Raw genomic sequence first — 1,708 nt, 5'->3', positions numbered from 1 at the left:
TGCTAGCCCGGATATCTCACACACCCGGGGTTTGTAAGCCCGGGACTTGGTGCCGGACAGCATTTTGTCGCTGGGTGGCTGTCAGGTGAGCCAGTAGGCTCGCTGAAAGCGAGTCTTGGCTCGACGGTACACGGCATGAGGGTGAAGGCGGGCGAGCGGCAGCGGCGCTGGACCAACAACGGTTATGTAGGAGAGGCACGCGCGGCTCAGCAGGTGTCGGCGGCAGCCGCGACAAGGGCGCGATGCGCGGTCGCAAATGTAGCCTTGTAGGGACAGCCGGACGCCATGGCGAATTTGACGCGGCGAACGCTGATGGTGACCAGCGCGCCGATCTTGAGCAGCTTGCGGCGGATGGTGCCGCAGGCGGCGTCGGCCAGTTCGGTCGCCTGCAGGGCGATGCGACGTAGGCCCTCAAGCAGCACGTAAGCCATCGAGGCGAACCACAGCCGCAACTGATTGGCCTTCATGGTGGCGGTGGAGGTGCGATCGGCGAACAGGTCCATCTGGCATTCTTTGATGCGGTTCTCCATCTCGCCGCGGGCACAGTAGACCGCTTCGTAGAGATGCCGGCCGTCACCATCGGCGTCGGTCAGCGAGGTGACGATGAACCGTGGATTGGCCTCGCCCTTGGTCCACTCGGCTTTGGCGATGACCCGTCGCTTGCGGCTCCAGCTCTTGTGGGTCGTCCAGATCAGCTCCTTGAAGCGGCGCGCGGCTTGCCCCGTCGTTTGGCTCTCGGCGCGCGCCTCGGCCAACTCGGCTCCAATCGCCCGGGCGAGGCGCACGTTCCTGGCCAGCCCGAAGATGAAGTCGACCCCATTAGCTTCGCACCAGCTCATCAGCGCATCGCGCGCAAAGCCTGAATCGGCGCGCAGGATGATGCGCGTTTGCGGCCAGCGTGCCCGGATCTGCGCCACGATCCGCGAAACCTCCTCGACCGAACCCGCCGCGGCATCGATGTTGGCGGGCCGCAGCTTCGCCGCCAGCAAATGACGGCCGCAGAAGATGTACAGCGGCAGATAGCAGTAGCTGTCGTAGTAGCCGTGAAAGAACCGCCCCTCCTGATGCCCGTGCAGCGGATCGTCCGTGGCGTCGAGATCAAGGATGATTTCCCCGGGTGCCGTCTTGTGCGCCTCCTGGAACAGCGTGACAAACAACGCTTCAATCGCCGCCGGATTGTGCGCGATCTTATGGTAACGCGTCGCCACCTCACGGCTCAGCTCCAGCCGGTTGAGCGTCGACTTGCCGGCCACCGGCGCACAATCCGTTCGGCCTGCTTGCAGCTTACCCGCCAGCACCGCCATCACCGGATCGTGCCGCAGTTCGTCGTGGTCGTTGAGGTCCTCGTAACCGAGCGCAATCCCGAATATCCGCTGCCCGACCAGCGTCGGCACAAGATGCTCGACAAGTTCGGGCCGCCGCCGATCGATGAAGCATTCGGCAAACCGGCCAACCAGCCCGATCGCCCGATCCGCCGCGCCCAACAGCAAAGCCCCGGCATCTGAGGTGATCGCTCCACCGTCAAATCCCGTCACCACGGCGCGGCCCTCCACAGGGCCAAACTCAAACAGTTCAGCGCGAACCAGTTCTGCGCTACACTCTGTCGGCATCGGGGCGCTCCTCGAATCGTCCGAAAGTCCTTCTCGCAAAAGAACTTTCGCTGATTCGGCGCCCCGATGCGCCTAATGCTGTGAGATATCCGGGCTAG

At 64.0% G+C, this 1,708-nt stretch carries 1 protein-coding gene; it reads right to left on the bottom strand.

What is annotated here, in order from left to right:
- Positions 1 to 206: 206 nt before the first annotated feature.
- Entirely contained in the window at positions 207 to 1,610 is a 1,404-nt protein-coding gene (locus KJQ96_RS38415; RefSeq protein ID WP_213291147.1) for an IS1380 family transposase, read from the bottom strand.
- Positions 1,611 to 1,708 lie beyond the last annotated feature (98 nt).

Origin of the sequence: Bradyrhizobium sp. sGM-13 (assembly GCF_018398875.1) — a bacterium.
Classification (GTDB): domain Bacteria; phylum Pseudomonadota; class Alphaproteobacteria; order Rhizobiales; family Xanthobacteraceae; genus Bradyrhizobium.
This window is presented reverse-complemented; position numbering and strand designations above follow the sequence as displayed.